This window comes from Nocardioides daejeonensis (assembly GCF_003194585.1).
In the GTDB taxonomy this organism is placed as follows: domain Bacteria; phylum Actinomycetota; class Actinomycetes; order Propionibacteriales; family Nocardioidaceae; genus Nocardioides; species Nocardioides daejeonensis.
In genome coordinates this window covers 58139-78097 of sequence record NZ_QHKZ01000006.1, presented here as the reverse complement: position 1 = coordinate 78097, position 19959 = coordinate 58139, and the positions used below count along the sequence as shown (strand labels likewise).

The following is a 19959-nucleotide window of genomic DNA, read 5'->3' as shown; positions in this document are numbered from 1 at the left end:
ATGCGTTGCGCGGGCTATGGCCTCAAGAACGCATGACGTGAGGCGGAGGCAGGGGCAGCGAGGTAGCGCAACGCGTGGTGCGGCGTCATGCCGAGAGAGGCATAGAGTGCCTGGGCGGCGTGGTTGTCGACCTCCACGTGGAGCCAGAGCGTGGTGGCGCCCTGCTCAGCGCCCCACTCCACCAGCTCGGCCATGATCCGGCGCCCGAGCCCCCGCCGGCGGAGCTCCGGCTCGACGGAGAGGGCGTGGACGCCGAGCCAGTCGCCGGAGCGGGCGGCCCGGCCGCCGCCGACCAGGCGGTTGCCGATCCGGAGCTCCACGTTGAGGCGTGGACCGTCCGACACGACGCCGACCTGCGCCTCCCGCGGTCGGTTGCCGGCGAGCAGCGTCTCGAAGTCGAGTGCCGCGGCGGGACGCAAGGCACGGGCGGTCCGTGCGACCGAGCCGATCAGGAACTCCGCGTCGCCACCCGGCACCAGCTCCCACCCCGCGTCGGCGAAGAACCGCTCCTCGGGTGAGTCCGCCAGGACCTGCACGAGTGGCTCTCGCTCCCGGGCCGCGTAGAAGCGGGTCACCGCTTCGGCGGCCTCGCCGAGGGGCAGGCCCGGATCGCCGATGGCCAGCGCGGAGTTGGCCCTTTTCAGCAGCCGGCCGACCGGTGCGGGGTCGGTACGGAGCACCCAGGCGCCGACCTGCTCCGTCTCCACCTGCGGCCACAGCACCAGGGAGTGGCTCTCCGCCTCCTCCGGCGAGACGCGGTGACGCACCGATGGCCGTGGCGGCACGGGCTTTCCGGAGACGATGTCGGCGATCGCGATGACGACCGCCGGACCGCGCTCGGGCTGGACCAGGCAGCGGCCCTCGCCCCACGCGGTACACACCCCGAGGATGTCGGTGAAGGCCGGGCCCCCGGTAGGTCCGGTCTGCCCGCGCAGAATCCGGCGAACCACCACACGTTGCCCGACCACGTGCGGACCAAGCAGATGCTTGCCCATTTCGTGGAGTCCCTCCGACGAATCCATGCGGGGATATTAGGCTGGACCCATCCGCATCATTCGCATCTCCTTCAGGAGGATCTGGTGACCTACGTCATCGCCCAGCCGTGTGTCGACGTCAAGGACCGCGCCTGTGTCGACGAATGCCCCGTCGACTGCATCTACGAGGGCAAGCGGATGCTCTACATCCACCCCGACGAGTGTGTCGACTGTGGTGCCTGCGAGCCGGTCTGCCCGGTCGAGGCGATCTTCTACGAGGACGACACCCCGGAGGAGTGGAAGGACTACTACGACGCGAACGTGAAGTTCTTCGACGACCTCGGCTCTCCCGGCGGCGCCGCCAAGATGGGCGAGATCGACAAGGACGCCGAGTTCGTGGCCGCCCTGCCGCCGCAGAACCAGGACCACTGATCTCTGTCTCGTCGCGGCTCCCAGCCTTTCCCTGGGACCGCCTGACGGAGTACGCCGAGCGCGCACGAGCCCACGCGGACGGGATCGTCGATCTCTCGGTCGGTACCCCGGTCGACCCGACTCCGCCGGTGGTGCAGCGTGCACTCGCCGAGGCCGCCGACAGCCCGGGCTACCCGGTCACCATCGGCCTGCCCGAGTCGCGGCAGGCCGTGGTCGACTGGCTCGGACGTCGCTTCGGCGTGACCGGCCTGGGCATCGACGGCGTGCTGCCGCTGATCGGCTCCAAGGAGTTCATTGCCAGCGCTGCGGTCCACCTCGGCGTCGGCCCGGGCGACCTGGTGGTCTGGCCGCGGTTCGCCTACCCGACCTACGAGGTGGGTACGGCGCTGGCCGGCGCCCGTGGGCTGGCGGCGGACTCGCTCACCGCGATCGGGCCTGAGCGCCCGAAGCTGATGTGGATCAACTCACCCTCCAACCCGACCGGCAAGGTGCTGCCGCTCGACCATCTGCGCAAGGTGGTCGACTGGTGCCGTGAACGAGGGACGCTGCTGATCTCCGACGAGTGCTACCTGGAGTGCTCGTGGGAGGAGCCGCGGCCGATGTCGATCCTGCACCCGGACGTCTGCGGCGGGTCACACGAGGGCATCCTCACCGTGCACTCGCTCTCGAAGCGCTCCAACCTCGCCGGCTACCGGTGTGCGTTCGTCGCCGGTGACCCCGCCGTCGTCGCCGAGCTGCTGGCGGTGCGCAAGAACCTCGGACTGCAGATGCCTGGCCCGCAGCAGCACGCGATGATCGCCGCGCTGGAGGACGACACCCATGTCGTCGAGCAGCATGCCCGCTATGCGGCGCGGCGGGCCAAGCTCAAGGAGGCACTGCAGCGCGCGGGCTTCCGGATCGACGACTCCGAGGCATCCCTCTATCTGTGGACCACCCGCGAGGGAGCCGACACCGACTGTTGGGACCTGGTCTCCTGGTTTGCCGACCGCGGGATCCTGGTCGCGGCGGGGGCCTTCTACGGTGACGCCGGCGCTCGACACGTGCGGGTCGCCTTCACCGCCACGGACGAGCGCATCGACGCCGCCGTGGCACGTCTGGGGAACTGACCGCTCGCGCCGAGTAGCGGCCGGTCCCTTGCGGGTGCGGAGGGGATTGGTCAGGCTCTGCTCATGACTCCCGATCTCTCCCCTCTCGCCTCGCCGCGTGGAGTGCAGGAGGGACCACTCCTGGATTCGGTCACCATGGAGGTGCTCCACACCGCCTACCTGCTCCGCCCCCGAGACGAGCAGACGCTGGCTGCCGCGTTGCGGAACTGTCCGGACGACCTCGCTGCCCGGCTCGATGCGCTCGAGGCCGCGGGCTTCGCCCGCCGGGTGGCTGATGGCCTGGAGTTCGAGTCGCCGTACGCCGTGTTCGTTGCGCTCGGCCAGGCGCGGGCTCAGGCGTTGCTCGCCGAGAACCTGCGGACCGTCACCCTCATGGACGCATTGCCGGGCCTTATCCGCGCCTGGGATCTTGGCACCGCCGATCCGGACGGCGAGCACCCTCTCGCGGTGAGCATCGTGCACGCGCGCTCCGACTCCTGGGCGGAGTGGTTCCGCCATGCCGAGCGGGAGCGGCCCTGCCGGCCCTCGCTCGTCACTCCGGAGGCCGAGGTGTTGCGGGTGGCCTTGGACTCCGGCCACCTGGGGCGGCTTCAGGAGCAGGTGGCGCCATCGGCTCGGGTCCGGGTGCTGGTGCCGGCCGACCCGACCTGGGGGACCGGGGCGGAGCTCGCCACCTTGGTAGCGGGGGCGCGGCTTGCCGGCGTCGAGTTCCGATGCACGGAGGTCGTCCCGAGCTGGCTCTACGTCGACGCGCCGAGCCTCGTGGCCTTGCCGGTGCACTGGGGTAACGGCAGCCCGGAGAGCGCCTTGACGATCCGTACGCCGCCGGTTGTCACAGCGATGGAGTTGCTCTTCGAGCACCTGTGGATGCGCTCCCAGGCGTGGCGCACCGACGAGCCGCCCTGGGTCGACGTGGTCCGCCTGCTGGCCGATGGACTCACTGACGACGCGGTGGCCCGGGTACTGGGGGTGACCACCCGCACCGTGCGGCGCCGGATCGCCGAGGCGATGACGGAGCTCGGGGTGAACTCGCGGTTCACACTCGGCATGGCGTGGCGTGCCCGGCATTAGCGCGTTGCGGTCTTAGTTCGAGCGCACCGCCCGGACGGTCGGGCTGCTCGCGCCGCGGCACTTCGCGGTGGGCCGCACCTTGGCGTAGAACTTGCCGGCCTGACCGGTGTTCCCCGAGTTCCAGCGACCGCGCTCATCGGTGGTGTCGGTAGCGAAGAGGTGGTCGTTGCCGCCACCGCGGCCTCCGAACTGCTTGTAGATCAGGACGGTCCGCTCCACCTTGCAGGCAGTACGCCGGCTCTTCACCTTGCCGGAGAGATCCACTCCGTCGGCCTTGATGGTGACGCTCACCGCAGCGCGTCGCTCCGTCAGGGCCCCGGCATCGGCCGGGGCGGCGAGGAGCCCGGTGCCGAGCAAGGTGGCGACCAGGGCCGCCCCGCTGCGGCGAACGGTGGCAGGCGTGAGAACGGTCATCGCGATCAGCTCCAGAGAAGGAAGACAACAGGTGTCTGCCATCGTGGCCTGGAAACGGGGGATTTGACCTGTCCGGTTGCTGATTGTCCGCTAACGGTCGGACGTCACCGATAGACGTCGACGTGCACGTGGTCGCGGTGCTCGAGGATCGCGGCCTGCTCGGCGGTGCGGCCCGACGTGTCGGGCCTGTAGTCGCGCCAGCCGTCCTCCGAGCGCTTGCCCGCGGTCCAGATCCTGCCGTCGAAGATGACGGTCTGGATGTCGAGACGGTCAGCCTGGGCGACCAGGTAGTAGGCGATCGCCCAGCCCTTGGCGCGCGAGGGGTCTGTCACCGGCCGGACGAAGATGTCGAGAGCGCGGCCGTCGTAGTGCGCCGACCCCTCCATGTGGCCGTCGCGCACGCCCCCAGGGGCGAAGCCGCCCAGGGACAGCCGTCCGAAGGCGGCTTCGACGTCCTGCCGGACCAACGCAGCACGCGAGGTGAGTCCGGAGTCGTCCAGCTTGGTCGAGGAGGTGGGCACGTCATCCTTCACCACGCAGGTGAACTGGCCGCCCTGCGACTGCCCGGTGAGTGCGGAGGCAAGGGCCCGGCCGTCGTCCGCGTGATCCTCGTACGCCTCAGGGAAGCCCGAGCGCTGCACGAGCTGCGCGGCCTCGGTGATCCGCATGTCGGCGTACCCGTCGACCTTCTCCAGCGCGTCATAGAAGGCGTTGGTGGAGTAGTAGGGGTCGAGGATCTCCTCCTCGGTGCCCCAGCCCTGGCTCGGTCGCTGCTGGAAGAGCCCGAGCGAGTCGCGGTCGCCGTGCTCGATGTTCTCGATCTTCGACTCCTGGTACGCCGTCGCGAGGGCGATGCTCGCGGCCCGCGGCGGCATGCCACGCTGCACCGAGATGGCGGAGATGAGGGCAGCGTTCTCCGCCTGCTCGGTGCTCAAGGAGACCTGGTGGCCGCCGACGTCAGCCGTGCACCCCTCGGGGTCGGGAAACGGGCCGATGCCCATCTCGACAGCCACGAAGACCCCCGCGACCAGACCGATGGCGGCCAGGCCGCCCAGGACCGGGCCGCGCAGTCTCATCTGATCAGTCGTTCGCGTGCAGCGCGGCGTTCAGGGCGATGCCCTCGCCCTGCCAGGCGACGGCCTCGACGGCGCCGGTGACGGAGTTGCGGCGGAAGAGCACGTTGCTGGCGCCGGAGAGCTCCAGCGCCTTGACCACCGAGCCGTCCGCGAGCGTGACCTTCGTGCCCGCGGTGATGTAGCAGCCGGCCTCGACCACGCAGTCGTCGCCGAGCGAGATGCCCAGGCCGGCGTTGGCCCCGAGCAGGCAGCGCTCACCGATCGAGATGATCTGCTTGCCGCCACCCGACAGCGTGCCCATGATCGAGGCGCCCCCGCCGATGTCGGAGCCGTCACCGACCACGACCCCGCCGGAGATCCGGCCCTCGACCATGGAGGCGCCGAGGGTGCCGGCGTTGAAGTTCACGAAGCCCTCGTGCATGACCGTGGTGCCCGACGCGAGGTGGGCGCCCAGGCGCACGCGGTCGGCGTCTGCGATCCGCACGCCGGTCGGCACGACGTAGTCGACCATCCGCGGGAACTTGTCCACGCCGTAGACGCTCACGTGCTGGCCGGCAGCCCTCAGTCGGGCACGGGTGAGCTCGAAGCCCTCGACGGCGCACGGGCCGGCGCTGGTCCACACGACGTTGGCGAGCAGACCGAAGACGCCGTCCAGGTTGAGACCGTGCGGAGCCACCAGGCGGTGCGAGAGCAGATGCAGCCGCAGCCACGCGTCCTCGCTCGACGCCGGTGCCTCGGCCAGGTCGCTGATCGCCACCCACCGCACCTCCCGGCGTACGCCGCGCAGCGGGTCCTGCCCAGCCAGGGAGCCGAGTTCACTCGGTGCCTCGCTCGCCTGCGGAAGCCCCAGCGAGGGGCTTGGGAACCAGCAGTCGAGCAGGGTGTCGTCGGCGGTCAGGGTGGCCAGGCCCCAGCCGTGGGCAGCGTTGTCAGTCACGCTGGTGGATCCTACGAGATCTGGTGAAGTCGGCCGATCCGCGGTCGGCGGCGACCAGGGATCGGTCATGATGACCCCGTGAGTTTCGCGCGCCGCCCGCTGCCCTACCTCCTGGCCGGAGGGCTCTGCCTGGTGCTCGTGGCCGGCCTGGTCATCTGGCTGGCCACGAAGGGCGACCCGCAGCGGACGCCACCGGAGACCTTCCCGGGTGCCTCCGAGCCCGGCGACCTGGTCAGTGTCGGCCCGCCGGTCGGCAAGCAGAACGTCAAGGGCTTCGAGACTCGACGGATCGTCTACCTCACTCAGGACCGAGAGGGAAAGGTCCGCGAGGCCTCGGCCCTGGTCATGGCGGCCACCGACGGTGCGGTCAAGACGCAGCCGATCCTCGCCTTCGCTCACGGCACTACGGGTATCGCGGAGTCGTGCGCGCCTTCCGAAGACCTGGACCGCCTCCAGTTCGCGGCCAACACGCTGGTAGCGATGGCCCAGCAGGGCACGGTCGTGGTCGCCCCCGACTACGCCGGGCTCGGCACGCCGGGACCGCACGGCTTCCTGGTCGGCAAGGCTGCTGCGCAGGACATGCTCAACGCGATCCGGGCGACGCGGCAGATGCCGGATCTCCAGGTCTCCAAGAAGGCCCTGGTCTGGGGTCAGTCCCAAGGAGCGCACGCCGCGCTGTGGACCGGGATGCTTGCACCCGACTACGCCCCCGACATCAAGCTGCTCGGCGTCGCGGCCACCGCTCCGCCGACCGACCTGCTCAAGACTTTCGACTACACCCAGGACACGTCCGCGCAGCGGCGGCTCTGGGCCTACCTGCTGGACTCCTGGCGGCAGGTCTATCCCGACAGCGGGCTGTGGGACGAGGTCGACCCGTCCAATCGGGAGCTCATCGAGAAGATCGGCGACCGGTGCGGCAACCAGGGGCTGAACGGCATGGAGAAGCAGCTCAAGGCGCCGGTGCTGCCCGCCCTCGAGCCAGGGACGACCTTCTACAAGCTGGTGGAGGAAAACCTCCCCGACGGCAAGATCGAGGCGCCGGTGCGGGTCTCGCAGGGCGGCTCCGACGAGGTGGTTCCGGTCGCCTCCCAGCGCGCCTGGGTGCAACGCCGCTGCGCCGCCGGCCAGGCGATCGACTACCGGGAGTACCCGAACGCCACGCACGTCGGGATCGCCTACGCGGAGGTCACCGATGTGATCAAGTGGCTGATCGACCGGCTCGAGGGCAAGCCTGCGGCCTCGAGCTGCCCGCAGTGACGCCGTCCGTCGATTCCCGCTGAGCGGGCCACCGCCACGCGGCCCGGCCCGGCCCGGCCTAGCGTGCGGGCGTGGCCAGGACCAAGACTTACTCCCACCTGCTCTCCGAGGGCCGTATCGGCCCGATGACGCTCGCCAACCGGGTTGTGCTGCCCGCGATGGACATGAACGTCTGCGTCGACGGCGAGATCGAGCAGGAGGACGTCGACCACTACGTCGCCCGTGCGGCCGGTGGTACCGGGCTGATCATCACCGGAGCCTCGGCGGTGGCCTACCCGATCGGTGCGACGAGCACGAAGGAGCCCGGCCTCTCCGAGGATCGCTTCCTGCCCGGCCTCAAGGCCCTGGCCGACGCGGTCCACGCCGCCGGCAGCAAGCTCTGCGTGCAGAGCACTCACCACGGCAAGGTGGCCCGCGTCGACATCCTCAACGACCGCCCCATGCTGGTGCCGTCGAGGCCCGACTACAGCTACGACATGAGCGCCCTGGCCGACAACACCATGGACGAGCTCATGAAGATGGGCGCCGTCACACAGGGCAAGTCCGGCAGCTACCACGAGGCCACCGCCGACGACATCGCGTGGCTCATCGAGACCTGGACCGACGCCGCACTGCGCTGCCAGCGCGCCGGGGTCGACGCCATCGAGATCCACTGCGCCCACGGCTACGTGCTCGGCGGCTTCCTCAACCGTGCCGACAACCGTCGCACCGACGAGTACGGCGGCAGCCTCGAGAACCGGGCGCGGCTCGCTTGTGAGGTGATCGCCTCGGTCAAGGCGGCCGTGGGCGACACCATGGCCGTCATCGTGCGCGTCGCGGGTGCCGAGTACGGCCAGGAGGGCGGCCTCACCAACGAGGAGTCCTGCCAGGCCGCCGCGCTCTTCGAGAAGGCGGGCGCCGACGCCATCCACGTGACCGGGTGGGGCCGCAACCCGTTCTCCAACTTCACCGACGGCCCGCTGCCCAACAAGGTCGCTGCCTACCTGGATCTCGCGACCGAGGTGAAGAAGCACGTCTCGGTCCCGGTGATCTCCGTGGGCCGGATGCTGCCCGAGATCGCCGAGAAGGCGATCGCGGACGGCCGGATCGACTTCGCCGCGATGGGCCGTCAGCTGCTGGCCGACCCGGAGCTGGTCAACAAGATCGCCGCCGGCGAGCCGGAGCGGGTCCGCCCCTGCATCAACTGCTATGTCTGCGTGCAGGAGAACTTCTACGACGACACGCCGCTCTGCGCGGTCAACCCGGTGCTTGCCAACGAGAAGCTCCTGCCCCTCTCGCCGACCCGCCAGAGCCGTCACGTGCTGGTCGTCGGCGCCGGTCCCTCGGGCCTGGAGACCGCGCGGCTGCTCACCGAGCGCGGTCACCGGGTCACAGTCGTCGACAAAGCGGACCGTTTGGGCGGCACGCTGTGGTTCTCGACACTGACGACGCCCGACAACGAGCGGCTGCTGGACTGGCTCACCGTCGAGGTGGAGCGGCTCGGCATCGACGTGCGCCTCGACACCGAGGCGACCCCGCAGCTCGTGCAGGAGATCGGACCCGACCACGTCGTCGTCGCGACGGGTGCGGTGCGGCCGCGTCCCGACGTGCCTGGGGGCGACCTGCCGCACGTGCACACCGGCGACACGCTGCGCAACCTGCTGCTCGGCAGCGCTGAGGCCTCCGACGGCTCTCGGTTGCTGCGCACCATCGGCAAGCTCGGCAAGCTCTCCGGGGTGACCAAGAGCCCCGAGGCGATCCGCAAGCTCACCCGCACCTTCCTTCCGATGGGCAAGAACGTCGTGGTGATCGGAGGCTCCCTGGTGGGCCTGGAGCTTGCCGAGTGGCTGGCCGAGCGCGGTCGCTCCGTGACGCTCGTCGAAGCCGGTAAGCCCCTGGGCCTGCCGATGGCGATGCCGCGTCGGTGGACCGCCGTGCGCAAGGCCGGAGAGCTGGGCGTGACCCTGCACCGCGAGGCGACGGTCACCCGGATCACCTCCGACTCGGTCGAGTTCACGGTGGGGGAGAACACTCTCTCCGCGCCTGCCGACATGGTCGTCTATGCCGCCGACACCACCGCCGGGGCTCCGCTCGCCGAGGCGCTGGCGACCGCCGGCGTCCCGGTCGAGGTGGTCGGAGATGCCGCCACGGTCGGCTACATCGAGGGCGCGATCCACTCCGCCTGGAGCTTCGCCGCCACCTTCTGACCGCCGCTGCCGCACCCCGCTGTCACGCGGGGTGGTGGTCGCTTCACAAGCGCCAGGACGCCGTTCCGCGACATCAAGACGGCACCAGTCGGAGCGGATCGCACCAGTCGGAGCCGGCTACTGCCGCGCCGTCCCGGCCGGCTCGCTCCAGTCAACGACGACCCAACGCTCGACATCGCGCTCCAGCCAGACCCGCACGGGGAAGGCGTCGCCAGCGGCATGGACGGTGATCTGCACGATCGCCTCCTCGGCGTCGGCGGAGAGCGCCCGCACCTCGCCGTACCGGAACCCGGCAGGACGCAGCGCGTGGCACAAGGTGTCATCGAGCGCCGGCACGTGGCGACGGGCCGCCTCGCAGTCGCCCTCCGTGATCGAGCCGATCGCCTCGGCCACGGTCTGAGCCGGGGTCAACGAGGTGGTGGCCGGTGCCCGCGGCTCGTCGGCGTCGAGCGCGGCGGCCACGCCGACACCGCCGGCGACCAACAGGCCCAGCAGCACCAACAGGCCGATCAGCACGCGGCCGTTGCCCTCGCCGGCGGACGGCGCGCCGGCCGTCGTTGCTTCGGACATGACTCACCTCGGTGCTTGTAGTCGGTCACGACCCTGCCCGGCCCGCGCGCCGCCAAACCTCAGCTGGTCGCTTCGTCCCAGGGGACCTCGGGATCGGCCAGTCGCTTCCGATCCACCGGACGGCGCTCGGCGACGAGGGCGGCGAGGTCGTCGCCGACGTCCCAGAGGTTCACGTTCATGGCGGCCTCCACCCGATCGTCCTCGGTCAACCAGAACGCCAGGTAGTCGCCGTCCAAGGAGCCGCGGACGACCACGTCGTCGGGCCGAGTCGCCAGGCCGCGGTACTCCATGCCGAGCTCGAACTGGTCGGTGAAGAAGTACGGCGTCCGGTCGTACGCCGCCTCCTCCCCCCGCAGAGTGCGGGCGGCGATCTCCGGCTGACGGAGCGCGGTGTCCCAGTGCTCGACGCGGACCCGCCTCCCGAGGCTCGGATGCGCCTGCTCGGCAATGTCGCCGACGGCCACCACGTCAGGGTCGCTGGTGCGCAGGGCGGCGTCGACCAGCACCCCTTTGTCCACCTGCAGGCCCGCCTCGTCGGCGAGCTCGATGTTCGGTGCGGCACCGATCCCGAAGACCACGACGTCGGCAGGGACATGCGCCCCGTCGGCAAGCTGGACGCCGGTGGCCCGGCTCTTGCTCTGGGTGACCTGGGCGACCTCGACGCCAGTGCGCACCTCGACCCCGTGCTTGCGGTGGAGGTCGGCGAAGGCGGCGCCGATCCGGGTGCCGAGGATCTTGCCGAGGGGCTGCTCGCCCATCTCCAGCACCGTCACCTCCGCCCCTCGCTCGCGCGCGGCAGCCGCAGCCTCGAGCCCGATCCAGCCGCCACCCACGACCGCGACCCGGGAGTCGGCGCCGAACGCGGCGTCGAGCGCCTCCGAGTCCTCGAAGGTCCGCAGCACGTGCACGCCCTCGGCATCGGCGCCGGGCAGCTCCGGCTGTCGTGGTCGCGACCCGGTGGCGAGAGCCAGCTTCGTGTAGCTCAGCTCCTCGCCGTCGGAGAGCGCAACAGTGTGGCCGGCGATGTCCAGCACCACGGCCGCGACGCCCAGGCGCAGCGTGACGTCGTGGTCGTCGTACCAGGCGGCATTGTGCGGGGTGAACTCCGCCAGGGGAGTTCCCTTCAGCAGGTGGTCCTTGGAGAGCGCCGGGCGCTCGTAGGGCAGGTGCGGCTCGGCGCCGACCAGGGTCAGTGGGCCGTCGTATCCCTGCTCGCGCAGTGCCTCGACCGTCTTGGCGCCGGCCAGGCCGCCGCCGATCACCACGATTCCAACGTCTGACATGAGTCTCCTTCCGTCGTGCTCCCAGCGGTACCCAACAAGCGCGAGGTGACCTAGGGTCGAGGCAGTCGTGCGGCAGGGGGTGCCGCTCTCGAGACGACAGGAGACTCGCATGCGCGTCCGTCCACTCTTCCTCCATCTTGCTCTCCTGGGCATGGTTCTCCCAGGGGTCGCCGTGCTCGGTGCCGGCTCCGCGCAGGCGGACGAGCCGCCGGTCGTGGGGCGCTCGGGCACGTTGACGCAGCGGCCGACGGGCCAACCCACCAGTAGTACGCCGGCCCGGCAGCTGAGCAGTGCCAAGCTCACCACCTCGGTGCGCGAGGACCGGGCCCGGGCGACCGTGGTGCTCAGGGCGGTGCCGACCTCGGCGCAGAACGCGCGGCTGCGGCTCACGTTGGGTGAGTGGACCGGAGGCTCGTGCGACGGGCAGATCGAGTACGCCACGCCGACCACAGGTACGCCGGCAGCGGGGTGGAGCAGGTCGGGGGCGGCGTACACGCTGAACAGCACCGCACACTCGGTCTACAGCTCCTACGACTGTGCCTTTGCGGCGTTGACCGAGCCTGGCGGAACCACGACGACCTATGACCTCCTCGGGGGGAGTCTCACGCCGGTCTATGCGAAGGCCGATCTGTTGATCAAGAGCGCCAAGCTGCTCGGCTCCAAGAAGCTGAAGCTGGTCAAGGGGATATGGACGCCGATCGTCGTCGACGTCCGCAACGTCGGGGAGTTCCAGGCCGGGCGGATCACGGTGACCGGGAAGGGCAAGGGGCTGAAGGTCAAGAAGGCCACGACGAGCTACGACCTCTACGACGACAGCTCTGCCTCGATCACCGTCAAGGTGAAGTTGACGAAGAAGCGCGCCACCAAGCTCAAGCTGACCGCTCGGGGTACCTCGGCCGCGAAGACCTCGAAGAGCTTCAAGGTGAAGCCCACCTCCGCGCCGCCACGGATCAAGGACGGCAAGTACCGCAGCAAGGACAAGCGCATCACCTTCCAGGTGAAGCGTGGCAAGCTGACCGGCTTCCGGGTCTACGCGATGACCACCTGCGGTGGCTACCCGGACTTCCCCACCTACACCTGGAACTACTACTCCATCAAGAGCTCCAAGATCCCCAAGTCGGGGATCATCGACATCGTCGAGAAGGGCAAGCTCTACACGGCCTCGTTGGTCGGCCTGGCCAAGGGCAAGAAGGTCACCAAGGCGAGGTTCCGCTACAACGGGCCCAACCGCTGCTGGGCGACGGTGAACTTCACTGCTCGACGAGTCGGCTGACGTTGTGCCGCGCTGCACTGCCACCTGGTGACAGCGGAGCGCGGCACAAGGCGGCACCCGCCCGCGAAACCGATTCGCAGCCGGCGCGCGCTGCGCGGTAGCCTGGGTCTACAGGCGTTCGAGCCGTCATCAGCGGCGAGCCTCCGGAAGAACAGCCACATCGGTGGTCGAGCCTGTCGAGACCATGCCAGAGGGCCTAGTAGAACCGGACGGGCCGGGCCCGTCACAGCCCTCATGAAGCGGCCACCGTGATGTAGCGGTGGCAAGCGAGGTGGTACCGCGGTCCCCAGGGGTCGTCCTCGTGGCAGAAGACCACAGGCACGAACCCCAGGAGAGCACCGATGACCTACCCGAAGGTCTCCATGTCCGGCAACGACGGCGTTCCGTCCAACCCGCGTTTCCCCGACATCGAAGAGACGGTGCTCGCCTACTGGGAGGCGGACGGCACCTTCCAGGCGTCCGTCGAGGCACGCGACCCGGGAGAGAACGGCAGCAACGAGTTCGTCTTCTACGACGGCCCGCCCTTCGCCAACGGCCTGCCGCACTACGGCCACCTGCTCACCGGCTACGTGAAGGACATCGTGCCGCGCTATCAGACGATGCGCGGCAAGCGCGTCGAGCGCCGCTTCGGGTGGGACACCCACGGCCTCCCGGCCGAGCTCGAGGCGATGCGCCAGGCCGGCATCAAGACCACCGACGAGATCCATGAGCTCGGCATCGACAAGTTCAACGAGCTGTGCCGCACCTCGGTGCTGAAGTACACCGGCGAATGGCGCGACTACGTGACCCGCCAGGCCCGTTGGGTCGACTTCGAGGGCGACTACAAGACGCTCAACCCCGACTACATGGAGTCGGTGATCTGGGCCTTCAAGACGCTCCACGAGAAGGGCCTCATCTATGAGGGCTTCCGGGTGCTGCCTTACTGCTGGAACGACGAGACGCCCCTGTCGAACCACGAGCTGCGGATGGATGAGGACGTCTACAAGGTCCGGCAGGACCCGGCCGTCACCGTCGGCTTCGCCCTCGACGCCACCGGCGACGACGCGGTGCTCGACGACGCCTTGATCCTGATCTGGACCACCACGCCGTGGACCCTGCCGTCCAACCTCGCCGTCATGGTCGGCTCCGACATCGACTACGTCGTCGTGGAGGCGCCCGTCCCGGGGACCGATAAGCGCGCGAAGTACGTGCTTGCGCAGGCGCGCCTGGCGTCGTACGCGCGGGAGCTTGCCGAGGAGAACGGCGACTTCACGGTGCTCGGCACCTACCGCGGCGCCGACCTGGTCGGCCGCACCTACACGCCCCCGTTCGGCTACTACGCGGGCCACGACAAGGCCTTCCGTGTCGTCGCCGCCGACGATGCGGTGACGACGACCGACGGTACCGGGGTCGTGCACACCGCCGGTGCCTTCGGCGAGGTCGACAAGGAGATCACCGACCGCGAGGGCATCGAGGCGGTCATGCCGGTCGGCAAGGACGGCCGCTTCACCGCACCCGTCACCGAGTACGCCGGCATGCTGGTCTTCGACGCCAACGCGCCGATCATGGAGCACCTGAAGGCCGCCACGCGTGCCTTCGCGGAGGCCGAGCCAGTTGAGGCCGCCGGTTCGGTCTCGGCCGGCACGGTGCTGCTGCGCCGCGAGACCTACGACCACTCCTACCCGCACTGCTGGCGCTGCCGGCAGCCGCTGATCTACAAGGGCGTCTCCTCCTGGTTCGTCGAGGTCACCGCGTTCAAGCAGCGGATGCTGGAGCTCAACCAGGAGATCCGCTGGGTGCCGGAGCACATCAAGGACGGGCAGTTCGGCAAGTGGCTGGAGAACGCCCGCGACTGGTCGATCACCCGCAACCGCTTCTGGGGCTCCCCGGTGCCGGTGTGGAAGAGCGACGACCCGGCGTACCCGCGCCTCGACGTCTACGGCTCGTTCGAGGCGATCGAGCGCGACTTCGGCCGGTTGCCGCGCAACAAGCACGGAGAGCCCGACCTGCACCGGCCGTTCATCGACGAGCTGACCCGGCCCAACCCGGACGACCCGACGGGCCGGTCGACGATGCGCCGCGTCGACGACGTGCTCGACGTCTGGTTCGACTCCGGCTCGATGTCGTTCGCGCAGAACCACGTGCCGTTCGAGAACGCGGAATGGTTCCAGCACCACTTCCCGGGTGACTTCATCGTCGAGTACATCGGCCAGACCCGCGGCTGGTTCTACACGCTGCACATCCTGGCCACGGCGCTCTTCGACAAGCCCGCCTTCCAGTCCTGCATCAGCCACGGCATCGTGCTGGGCTCGGACGGCCAGAAGATGTCGAAGTCGCTGCGGAACTACCCGGACGTCTCCGAGGTGTTCGACCGCGACGGCGCCGACGCGATGCGCTGGTTCCTGATGGCCTCTCCGATCCTGCGGGGCGGCAATCTGGTGGTGACCGAGCAGGGCATCCGCGACTCGGTGCGTCAGGTGATGATCCCGTTGTGGAACTCGTGGTACTTCCTCTCTCTCTATGCCAACGCTGCGGGTTACGAGCCACGGTGGCAGACGGGGTCGACAGATCCCCTCGACCGCTACCTGCTCGCCAAGCTCCGCGAGTACGTCGCGGCGATGACCGAGCAGATGGACGACTACGACATCGCCGGCGCGTGCGAGACCACCCGCTCCTTCCTCGACGTGCTGACGAACTGGTACATCCGACGGTCGCGGGAGCGGTTCTGGAGCGACACCTCATCGGGGGTCGAGCCTGTCGAGACCCACCAGGCGATGGACACGCTGCACACCGCCCTCGAGGTGATCTGCCGGGTGGTCGCGCCGCTGCTGCCGCTGACCACCGAGGAGATCTGGCGCGGTCTCACCGGGGGCCGCTCGGTGCATCTCGCCGACTGGCCGAAGCCCGAGGAACTGCCTGCCGCCGACGAGCTGCTGGGCGCGATGGACCAGGTGCGCGAGGTCTGCTCGGCGACGTCGGCGCTGCGCAAGGCCGGCAACCTCCGCAACCGGCTGCCGCTCTCGTCCCTGACCGTGGTGCTGCCCGAGGCGGGTGCGCTCACGGGCTTCGAGGCGCTGGTCGCCGACGAGGTCAACGTCAAGGCGGTCCGGCTCCTCGACCTCGGGGCTCCCGAGGCGACGGCCTACGCGGTCGAGCAGCGGCTGTCGGTGAACGCCCGGGCCGCGGGACCGCGCCTGGGACGCGACGTGCAGCAGGCCATCAAGGGATCGAAGACGGGGGACTGGTCGGTCGACGCCGACGGTGTGGTTACCTCGGGCGGCCTGGCGCTGGTCGAGGGTGAGTACACCCTGGAGACCGTTGCGGGCGAGGGCGCCGAGGGAGTGGCGACGGGGATCCTTCCCGGCGGCGGGTTCGTGGTGCTCGATGTCGTCGTGTCCGACGAGCTGGCTCGCGAGGGCCTGGCCCGTGACCTGGTCCGGGCGGTGCAGCAGGCGCGGCGCGACGCCGGGCTCGACGTCTCGGACCGGATCTCGCTTACCATCGCCGGCGACGACGAGACCCAGGAGGCGGCCCGCGCCCACCAGGAGCTCATCGCGGGGGAGACCCTGGCGACGTCGTACGAGGTGCACCCGGGCGACGCGCTGCACATCGCCGTCGCGAAGGCCTGAGCAACACACAGCAGCGGCCGCGAGGAGAGCTCTTCGCGGCCGCTGCCTGTTGGGCGGAGATCAGCGCATCACCACTTGTACGACGTGCCGTGCGAGATGTTGTGGTACATCCCGAGGTGGGTGTAGAAGTTCATCGCTCCGAAGAGCAGGAAAACGGTGCCGCCGATGACCCAGGCCCAGATCGCCCAGCGCAGCAGCTGCGGGCGGTCGGTCCACAGCGCAACGGCGAAGAGCAGCGCGCCGACGGCCACGATGCCCCACAGGCCACCGAGGAAGAGAGCCTCGAGGATCGGCATGTCGCCGAAACGCCCGCTGATCGGCTCCTCCGGCGGCGCAGCTCCCAACTCGTAGCGGACGAAGCTGATGGCGAGCACGGCCATGCTCAGGCCGAGTGCGCCGACGAAGATCCCAGCCGGCTTGAGCGCCGCGAGGGCGGTCGCGTTCGCCGTCTCGACCTCGCCGGCGAAGAGCTCGCGATGACGCCAGAGATAGAGGCCCGCCAGCAGCAGGAGCGCGCCGAAGGCCGCTGCCGGTTGACCGAACGCCACGTTGGCGTATTCGAAGCCGTCGCCCCCGTAGGGCCAGGTGACGGTCGTGTGCACACCCAGCACGAAGAGCAGCAGGCCGCTCACGCCGAAGAAGCCCGCCCAGCCCTCGCTGTCGATCCGCTTGCCCCGGATCAGCTGCGTCAAGAAGGCCGCGAAGCCGAGCAGTCCCGCTCCCGCCGTGACGGCGATGAGCTCGTTGTAGACAACCATGTCGTCCACCTTCCGCGGGGACGCGCCGCGACCCCGCTTAATAGTTGAAAGATTGACTATCTGGGCAACGCGGGCCGGTCACGGTTCATTCCCCCGCGTGTCGTGGTGGTGCGGTGTGGGGATCCAGCAGCTGCGCCAGGTGCAGCGACGGGCGGGACCGGAGATCGGCGATCTGGGTGCGGCAGGAGAAGCCGTCGGCCAGCACCACGGCGTCCGGTGCCGCGTCCAAGGCGGGCAGCAGCTGCTGCCCGGCGATCGCCACCGAGACCTCGTAGTGGCCCTCCTCGACGCCGAAGTTGCCGGCGAGGCCGCAGCATCCGGAGACGCGATGCACCGCCGCACCGGAGCGGGCGAGCAGGGCAGCGTCGGTGGACCAGCCCAGCACGGCATGGTGGTGGCAGTGCGGCTGCGCGATCACCTCGACGCCCCGCAGGTCCGGCGGCTCGTAGCCCTCGGTGGTCGTCAACAGCTCGGCGAGGGTCCGGGTCGATGCGGCGACCGCCAGCGCATCCGGATCCTCCGGCAGCAGCCGAGGGAGCTCGTCGCGGAGTACGGCGGTGCACGAGGGCTCGACGCCGACGATCGGGACGCCCCGGCGGGCGACGGGCCCCAGCGCCGCGACAGTACGCCGCAGCGTCCGCTTGGCGGCATCCAGCTGGCCGGTGGTGATCAGGGTGAGGCCACAGCAGGTGCGCCGGCTCAGGGTGCGCGGTGCGTAGCCGGCCTGCTCCAGCACCCGAACCGCCGCTGCCAGCAGATCGGGGTCGAAGTGGTCGGAGAAGGAGTCCGCGAAGAGCAGCACCGGACGACCCGTGCCGCTGGCCCGGACGGCGCGGCGGAAGGGGCGGTCGGCGAAGCGCGGGAGCGTGCGCCGGGCATCGACGCCCGCCGCCCGGACCAGCAGCCCACCGAGGAGCGGTGCACGGAGCACGGCGTTGGCGAGGCGCGGCATCCGTGCCGCCAGGGCGGCCCAGGTCGGCAGCCTGCCGAGCGTGTAGTGCGACCGGGGCCGGAGGCGCCCTCGGTAGCGCTGATACAGCGCCTCGGCCTTGTAGGCGGCCATGTCGACACCGGTCGGGCAGTCGCTCGCGCATCCCTTGCAGGCAAGGCAGAGGTCCAGCGACTCGTGGACCGCCGGCGCATCCCAGGCCAGCTCGCCGCGCACCACCTCCTGCAGCACCCGCGCCCGACCCCGCGTCGTGTCCTTCTCCTCACGGGTGGCGAGGTAGGAGGGGCACATGACGCCGTGCGCCGCCGAGTTGTCGGCGCGACACCGCCCCACCCCGGTGCAGCGGTGCACGGCGCCTGCCAGCTCTCCGTCGTCCTCGGGGTAGGCGAACGCGAGCGGCACGCGGGTCCGGGTCGCGGCGTACGACCGGAGGTCTGTGGCGACCGGATCCGGGTCGACCAGGATGCCGGGGTTGAGCAGGCCGTCCGGGTCGAAGACCCGCTTGATCCGCCTGAAGAGCGTGAGTGCGTCGGCGGAGTACATGTGCGGCAGCAGCTCGCTGCGTGCCCGCCCGTCGCCGTGCTCGCCGGAGAGGGAGCCGCCGAACTCCCCGACCAGGCGTGCTGCCTGCTCGACGAACTCCCGCATCCGGGCGACGCCGCCGTCGCGGTCGAGCGGGAAGTCGAGCCGCAGGTGCATGCATCCCTCGCCGAAGTGCCCGAACGGCGCGGCGGTGAGCCCGTGATCTGACAGCAGCTCGTCGAAGCGGGCCAGGTAGGCGCCGAGACGTGCCGGCGGCACCGCTGCGTCCTCCCAGCCGGGCCAGGCAGGTCGGCCCGACGGTGCGCGGCCGGCCAACCCGGCGCCGTCCTCGCGGACGCGCCAGAGCCGCGCCTGGTGCGCCGGATCCTCGACGACGATCGCATCGACCTCTGCGAGCTCTCGGGCGAGGCGCCGTGTGCGGTCCAGCACCTCGCCGGCCGCAGTGCCGGAGAACTCCACGAAGAGCCAGGCGCCACCGCGTGGGAGCTCCGGCACTGCGGCCGCCCCCCGGCGCTCGCGGAGTACGTCGACCAGCCGGGAGTCGAGCCCCTCGCACGCCGTCGGGCCATGGTCGACAGCGCGCACCGCCGCCTCCGCCGCCGCCACGATGTCGGCGAAGCCCAGCACTGCGAGCGCTCGGCAGGGCATGTCGGGCACCAGGCGCACGGTCGCCTCGGTGACCACTGCCAACGTGCCCTCGGAGCCGACCAGGCCGCGGGTGAGATCGAACCGCTCGGGGAGCAGGTGCTGCACCGCATAGCCGGAGACCTGGCGTCCGAAGCGGTCGAACTCGGTGCGCGCCGTCGCCAGGTGCCCGGCCATCGCCTCGTGCAAGCCCGAGACCAGCGAGTCGCCGCCGCGCACCCAGGGGCCGCTCGCCGCGCCGCCGGTGGACAGCCGCTCCCCGGCAGCGGTGAGGAGCTCCAGGCCGAGCACGTTCTGCGACGTACGCCCGTAGGCAAGCGAGCGCGAACCGCAGGCGTCGTTGCCGATCATCCCGCCGATCGTGCAGCGGCCGTGGGTCGACGGGTCGGGCCCGAACCGCAGCCCGTACGCCGCCGCACGCCGCTGCAGGTCGGCGTGGACGGTGCCCGGCTCGACCACGGCGGTCCGGGCACCGGGATCGACGGAGACCACCTGGTTCAGGTGGCGCGAGAAGTCGAGCACGATGCCGCGGCCGATCGCGTTGCCCGCCACCGAGGTGCCGGCACCCCGGGACGTGACCGGCACCTGCGTCTCCCGAGCCGCCGCCAGCGCGGCCTCCACCTCTGCTGCGTCGCGAGGCCGGACGACCGCCAGGGGCTGGATCCGGTAGAGCGACGCGTCGGAGCCGTACATCGCGCGGGTGCCCGCGTCGTCGTGCACCTCGAGCCCCGCGTGCACGAGTGCCGAGACCGCGTCGTCCCGCCGGTCTTCCATGGGTCTCCTTGCCGACTCCTCCGGGGCTCCCCATCATGCCCGCCGTGTCGAGTTCGCGCGTATGACGTGTCGAGTTCGCGCAAACGCCCTGTTCAGTTCGCGC

15 protein-coding genes are annotated in these 19959 nt (G+C 70.3%); 7 read left to right on the top strand and 8 right to left on the bottom strand.

Annotated features, from left to right (window positions below):
- Nucleotides 1–14: 14 nt before the first annotated feature.
- On the bottom strand, nt 15–1022 hold the full coding sequence (locus DNK54_RS15850; RefSeq protein ID WP_110207979.1) for a GNAT family N-acetyltransferase: 1008 nt from the start codon (nt 1020–1022) through the stop codon (nt 15–17).
- Between the two features lie 57 nt (nt 1023–1079).
- Between DNK54_RS15850 and fdxA the strand changes: the two genes are divergently transcribed.
- From fdxA to DNK54_RS15835, 3 genes are all read left to right on the top strand, one after another.
- Nucleotides 1080–1406: a ferredoxin gene (gene fdxA, locus DNK54_RS21315; RefSeq protein ID WP_204164637.1), complete on the top strand. Its 327-nt coding sequence runs from the start codon at nt 1080–1082 to the stop codon at nt 1404–1406.
- Nucleotides 1403–2512 carry a succinyldiaminopimelate transaminase gene (gene dapC, locus DNK54_RS15840; protein WP_204164653.1) on the top strand — a complete coding sequence of 370 codons (1110 nt, stop codon included), beginning with the start codon at nt 1403–1405 and terminating at the stop codon, nt 2510–2512. The genes fdxA and dapC overlap by 4 nt, the downstream gene beginning before the upstream one ends.
- A gap of 63 nt (nt 2513–2575) precedes the next feature.
- Nucleotides 2576–3583, top strand: coding sequence for a helix-turn-helix transcriptional regulator (locus tag DNK54_RS15835; protein ID WP_162602494.1), 1008 nt, complete (start codon nt 2576–2578; stop codon nt 3581–3583).
- 12 nt (nt 3584–3595) lie between these two features.
- On the opposite strand, the gene DNK54_RS15830 is transcribed toward DNK54_RS15835, so the two are convergent.
- The 3 genes from DNK54_RS15830 to dapD all read right to left on the bottom strand — a co-directional run bounded on the left by DNK54_RS15830 (nt 3596) and on the right by dapD (nt 6010).
- Complete coding sequence (locus DNK54_RS15830; protein WP_110207975.1) at nt 3596–3997, bottom strand: hypothetical protein; 402 nt, start codon at nt 3995–3997, stop codon at nt 3596–3598.
- A gap of 104 nt (nt 3998–4101) precedes the next feature.
- The gene (locus DNK54_RS21775; protein ID WP_110207974.1) at nt 4102–5073 is read right to left on the bottom strand and encodes a VldE C-terminal domain-containing protein; all 972 of its coding nucleotides are present in this window, start codon (nt 5071–5073) and stop codon (nt 4102–4104) included.
- 4 nt (nt 5074–5077) lie between these two features.
- Nucleotides 5078–6010, bottom strand: coding sequence for a 2,3,4,5-tetrahydropyridine-2,6-dicarboxylate N-succinyltransferase (dapD, locus tag DNK54_RS15820; protein ID WP_239460141.1), 933 nt, complete (start codon nt 6008–6010; stop codon nt 5078–5080).
- A 78-nt stretch (nt 6011–6088) separates the two neighbouring features.
- On the opposite strand from dapD, the gene DNK54_RS15815 reads away from it, so the two are divergent.
- Nucleotides 6089–7267, top strand: coding sequence for an alpha/beta fold hydrolase (locus DNK54_RS15815; RefSeq protein ID WP_110207972.1), 1179 nt, complete (start codon nt 6089–6091; stop codon nt 7265–7267).
- 71 nt (nt 7268–7338) lie between these two features.
- Nucleotides 7339–9453: an FAD-dependent oxidoreductase gene (locus DNK54_RS15810; RefSeq protein ID WP_204164636.1), complete on the top strand. Its 2115-nt coding sequence runs from the start codon at nt 7339–7341 to the stop codon at nt 9451–9453.
- Between the two features lie 117 nt (nt 9454–9570).
- Here DNK54_RS15810 and DNK54_RS15805 read toward each other — a convergent pair whose 3' ends face one another.
- Together DNK54_RS15805 and DNK54_RS15800 are read right to left on the bottom strand one after the other, a co-directional pair.
- Complete coding sequence (locus DNK54_RS15805) at nt 9571–10023, bottom strand: hypothetical protein (protein WP_110207971.1); 453 nt, start codon at nt 10021–10023, stop codon at nt 9571–9573.
- A 59-nt stretch (nt 10024–10082) separates the two neighbouring features.
- The gene (locus DNK54_RS15800) at nt 10083–11306 is read right to left on the bottom strand and encodes an NAD(P)/FAD-dependent oxidoreductase (protein WP_110207970.1); all 1224 of its coding nucleotides are present in this window, start codon (nt 11304–11306) and stop codon (nt 10083–10085) included.
- A 109-nt stretch (nt 11307–11415) separates the two neighbouring features.
- Here DNK54_RS15800 and DNK54_RS15795 point away from each other — a divergent pair, with 109 nt between their 5' ends.
- Both DNK54_RS15795 and ileS read left to right on the top strand, forming a co-directional pair.
- A complete protein-coding gene (locus DNK54_RS15795; RefSeq protein WP_110207969.1) occupies nt 11416–12579 on the top strand; it encodes a hypothetical protein in 1164 nt (387 codons plus the stop codon).
- A gap of 341 nt (nt 12580–12920) precedes the next feature.
- Complete coding sequence (ileS, locus tag DNK54_RS15790) at nt 12921–16187, top strand: isoleucine--tRNA ligase (RefSeq protein WP_110207968.1); 3267 nt, start codon at nt 12921–12923, stop codon at nt 16185–16187.
- A gap of 68 nt (nt 16188–16255) precedes the next feature.
- Here the strand turns inward: ileS and DNK54_RS15785 are convergent, their stop codons facing one another.
- Together DNK54_RS15785 and DNK54_RS15780 are read right to left on the bottom strand one after the other, a co-directional pair.
- Nucleotides 16256–16945 (bottom strand): DUF981 family protein, encoded by a 690-nt coding sequence (locus DNK54_RS15785; RefSeq protein ID WP_110207967.1) that lies wholly within the window; start codon nt 16943–16945, stop codon nt 16256–16258.
- 85 nt (nt 16946–17030) lie between these two features.
- On the bottom strand, nt 17031–19856 hold the full coding sequence (locus DNK54_RS15780) for an FAD-binding and (Fe-S)-binding domain-containing protein (RefSeq protein ID WP_110207966.1): 2826 nt from the start codon (nt 19854–19856) through the stop codon (nt 17031–17033).
- Between the last annotated feature and the right edge of the window lie 103 nt (nt 19857–19959).